This is a genomic window from Rhizobacter sp. P2_H3 (assembly GCF_056403355.1).
Genome location: NZ_JBFUFQ010000352.1, coordinates 1 through 4,148, shown reverse-complemented (window position 1 = coordinate 4,148; position 4,148 = coordinate 1). Strand labels below are relative to the sequence as shown.

Sequence of the window (4,148 nt, the reverse complement as noted above, 5' to 3'; positions counted from 1 at the left end):
CGCCCTGGGGGCGTCGACTCCACGAAGAAGATCGGCTCCGTGGGTGCATCGCCAAACTCCCTCCACTCACTTCGTTCGTTGTGGTCAAACAGTGGCGATGAGTCAGTCTACGAAGCGTGCTGCGCACGCCACCCCCGAAGCCGATCTTCTTCGTCGCCTCAGAAATCGCCCCCCACGGGCCTACCGCCCGCCGCGAGGAGCCGACGGTTCGTGTTCGAGGGTATTTGAAGTGAGGGTTGAACCCCGGATTCCGCTGCGCTGCATCCGGGCTACACGTAGCCCGGGTGACAACCCGGGGATCAACCTTCACTTGTTCGCTTGTTRCCCCCCGAAGGAGCACGGTGGTGCCACAAAGGCGYGGGTGGGSAGGCTGTGGAGCGCCAATMAGGACGGGGCGCCGGAGCTGGCTGGTTTCWTGGCCCGCGTGCGCCAGCACGCTTCGTGAACTGACTGTCGCCGACTGTTTGACCACAACGAACGAAGTGAGTGGCGGGAGTTTCGGCGACGGGCCATGAAAGCAGTCAGCGGAGGGCAGTCCTCGCCCCCCCGGGGCGAGGACCGCACCGGCCGGCGAGCCACAGCCTGCCCACCCGCGCCTTTGCCGCGCCGACGGAGCCATCAGCCCACCACCACCGGAATGACCTTCGGACCCGCCACAGGCCGAACGAGATCGATCGCATGCTGTGCCAACTCGACGGCATCGAGGTGCACCACGCCATTCGACACGTGCACCGCAAACCTCGGCGTGCAACCGTCGTCAGGCGCCCGGGCACACCCGTCGTCCAGCCCGATCGTCCAGTTGTGCAGCGGGCACGCGACGCTCTTGCCGAACACGATGCCCTGGCTCAGCGGGCCGCCCTTGTGCGGGCAGCGGTCGAGCAGCGCGAACACCTCGTCCTGGTCGTTGCGGAAGATCGCGACGTCAACGCCCACATCACGCGCCACGCGGCGCGAGCCCAGCACCGGGATGTCGTCAACGCGACAAATGGCTTGCCACTGGCTCATCGTGCTTCTCCCAGGGCTGCTGCAACCGGCGTGAACTGCCGGGTGTCGACCCGCGCCTTGTCGAAATCGAACCACGGATCGGGCTCGCCATCGAGCGAGAACTTCAATCGCTCCCACAGCGCCACGCGGCCTTCGGCATCGTCGAGGATCTTCTTCTTCACGTAGTCGAGGCCCACACGCCCGATCCAGTGCACCGTGCGCTCCAGGTACCAGCCTTCCTCGCGGTACAGCTGCAGGAACGCACCGCTGTACTCCAGCACCTCCTCGGCCGTCTTCAGCTTCACGAAGAAATGCGCCACCTCGGTCTTGATGCCGCCGTTGCCGCCCACATAGATCTCCCAGCCCGAATCGACGCCGATCACGCCGACATCCTTGATGCCCGACTCGGCACAGTTGCGCGGGCAGCCGCTCACCGCCAGCTTCACCTTGTGCGGCGCATACATCCGCCACAGCGCACGCTCCAGGTCCTTGCCCATCTGCGTGCTGTCCTGCGTGCCGAAACGGCACCACTCCGAACCCACGCAGGTCTTCACCGTGCGCAAGGCCTTCGCATACGCATGGCCCGAGGGCATGCCGATGTCCTTCCAGACGTTGACCAGGTCCTCCTTCTTCACGCCCAGCAGGTCGATGCGCTGGCCGCCGGTCACCTTGACGGTCGGGATCTTGTACTTGTCCACCGCATCGGCGATGCGCCGCAGTTCATCCGCCGTCGTCTCGCCGCCCCACATGCGCGGGATCACGCTGTAGGTGCCGTCCTTCTGGATGTTGGCGTGGCTGCGCTCGTTGATGTAGCGCGACTGCGGATCGTCCTGCGCCTCCTTCGGCCAGGTGCTGATCAGGTAGTAGTTCACCGCCGGCCGGCAGCTCGAGCAGCCGTTCGGCGTGCGCCACGCCAGCGTCTGGTACACCGATGCGATCGACAGCAGCTTCTCGTTGCGGATCACGTCGCGCACCTCCTGGTGGCTGTGGTCGGTGCAGCCGCACATCGCCTTCTTCTTCGGCGTCGCCGAGTAGTCGCCCCCCGCAGTGAACATCAGCAGCTGCTCGACCAGCCCGGTGCACGAGCCGCACGACGCACTCGCCTTCGTGTGCTTGCGCACCTCCTCCAGCGTGAACAGGCCCTTCTCCTTGATGGCCTTGCAGACCGTCCCCTTGGTGACGCCGTTGCAGCCGCAGACCTCGTCGCTGTCGGCCATCGCGGCCGCCTTGTTGTGGCCTTCATGCCCGGTGTCGCCGATGTTCGACTCGCCGAACATCAGCTTGTCGCGGATGTCGGAGATCGTGCGGCCCTCTCTGAGCAGCTTGAAGTACCAGCTGCCATCCACCGTGTCGCCGTACATGCAGGCGCCGACCAGCTTGTCGTCCTTGATCACCAGCTTCTTGTAGACGCCGCCGAACGGATCGCTCATCACGATCTCCTCGCAGTCGGYCCCGCCCATGAAGTTGCCGGCCGAGAACAGGTCGATGCCGGTCACCTTCAGCTTGGTCGAGGTCTGCGAGCCGGTGTAGCGGCCGATGCCGAACTCCGCCAGGTGCGTCGCGCACACCTTGCCCTGCTCGAACAGCGGCGCCACCAGCCCGTACGCGATGCCGCGGTGCGCCGCACACTCGCCGACCGAGTAGATGCGCGGGTCGGTCACCGTCTGCATCGTGTCGGTGACGACGATGCCGCGGTTGCAATGCAGGCCGATCTTCTCGGCCAGCTCGGTGTTCGGGCGGATGCCGGCCGCCATCACCACCAGGTCGGCCGGCACCTCGGTGCCGTCCTTGAACTGCACCGCCATCACGCGGCCCGCCTTGCCGGCCTCGCGGTCGCCGATCAGCGCCTGCGTGTTCGCGCCGATCAGGAACTTCAGCCCGCGCGCCTCCAGCGACTTCTGCAGCAGCTTGCCGGCGGTGTCGTCCAGCTGGCGCTCCATCAGCCACGGCGCCACGTGCACCACGCTGACCTGCATGCCGCGCAGCATCAGCCCGTTGGCGGCCTCCAGCCCCAGCAACCCGCCGCCGATCACCACCGCGTGCTTGTAGCGAGTGGCGGCCTCGATCATCGTGTTGGTGTCGGCGATGTCGCGGTAGGCGATCACCCCCTCCAGGTCCTTGCCGGGGATCGGCAGGATGAACGGGTTCGAGCCGGTCGTGACCAGCAGCCGGTCATAGCGCTCCTCGGTGCCGTCGGCCGCGCGCACGACGCGGTTGCGCCGGTCCACGTCGACCACCTTCTTGCCCAGGTGCAGCGTGATGCCGTGCTCCTCGTACCAGCTCAGCGGGTTCAGCACGATCTCGTCGAGCGTCTGCTCGCCGGCCAGCACCGGGCTCAGCAGGATGCGGTTGTAGTTCGGGTGCGGCTCGGCCCCGAAGACGGTGATGTCATACAGGTCGGGCGCGATCTTCAGCAGTTCCTCCAGCGTGCGCACCCCGGCCATGCCGTTGCCCACCATCACGAGTTTCATCTTCTTCATCACACGCTCCAGTTCCAGCCGCTTGCGCAGCGATAAAAGCAAAGGGGGTGCCAACGGGATACGCGCTACGCTCGCGGACCATGTGCCCGCCGGGCCGCCCCAAGGGCACATACCGGCGTGCGTAGCACGAAGGTTTCCTGATGAGCTTTGACGTCGAGATCGGCCACTTCAGCCTCGCGGGCCCGCGTCCGCGCAACGAGGACTTCGCCGCCTGCCTGGTGCCCGAGGGCGACGACGCCGCGCGCGGGCTGATCGCGGCGATCGCCGACGGCGTGTCGTCCGGCGGCCTCGGCCTCGAAGCGGCGCAGACCACCGCGATGAGCGTCGTGCAGGACTACTTCGCGGCGCCCGACACCTGGCATGCCACCGCCATCCTCGACCGCGTGATCGCCGCGCAGAACCGCTGGCTGGTCGACCACAACCGGCGCCGCCAGCGCAGCGCGCACGACGCGATGGGCATGACGACGCTGACCGCCCTCGTGCTGCGCGGCCACGGCTTCACGCTGGCGCACGTGGGCGACACCCGCGCCCACCTGCTGCGTGGCGATGAGCTGGTACAGCTGACGCAGGACCACGGCTTCGACCACCCCGACCAGCGCGGCCGCCTGACCCGCGCGATCGGCCTGGACGACGGCGTGCGCGTCGACTACCTGCAGGCCGAGCTGCAGACCGGCGACCTGTTCG

At 67.1% G+C, this 4,148-nt stretch carries 3 protein-coding genes; 1 reads left to right on the top strand and 2 read right to left on the bottom strand.

The window, feature by feature from the left end:
• Nucleotides 1–618 precede the first annotated feature (618 nt).
• Both nirD and nirB read right to left on the bottom strand, forming a co-directional pair.
• A complete protein-coding gene (gene nirD / locus AC1D1T_RS30625; RefSeq protein ID WP_477826880.1) occupies nt 619–1,005 on the bottom strand; it encodes a nitrite reductase small subunit NirD in 387 nt (128 codons plus the stop codon).
• On the bottom strand, nt 1,002–3,464 hold the full coding sequence (nirB, locus tag AC1D1T_RS30620) for a nitrite reductase large subunit NirB (protein ID WP_477993185.1): 2,463 nt from the start codon (nt 3,462–3,464) through the stop codon (nt 1,002–1,004). Before nirB ends, nirD begins: the two co-directional genes overlap by 4 nt.
• A gap of 140 nt (nt 3,465–3,604) precedes the next feature.
• On the opposite strand from nirB, the gene AC1D1T_RS30615 reads away from it, so the two are divergent.
• Nucleotides 3,605–4,148 (top strand): PP2C family protein-serine/threonine phosphatase (locus AC1D1T_RS30615; RefSeq protein ID WP_477993183.1); only part of this gene is annotated, 544 nt, incomplete at its 3' end.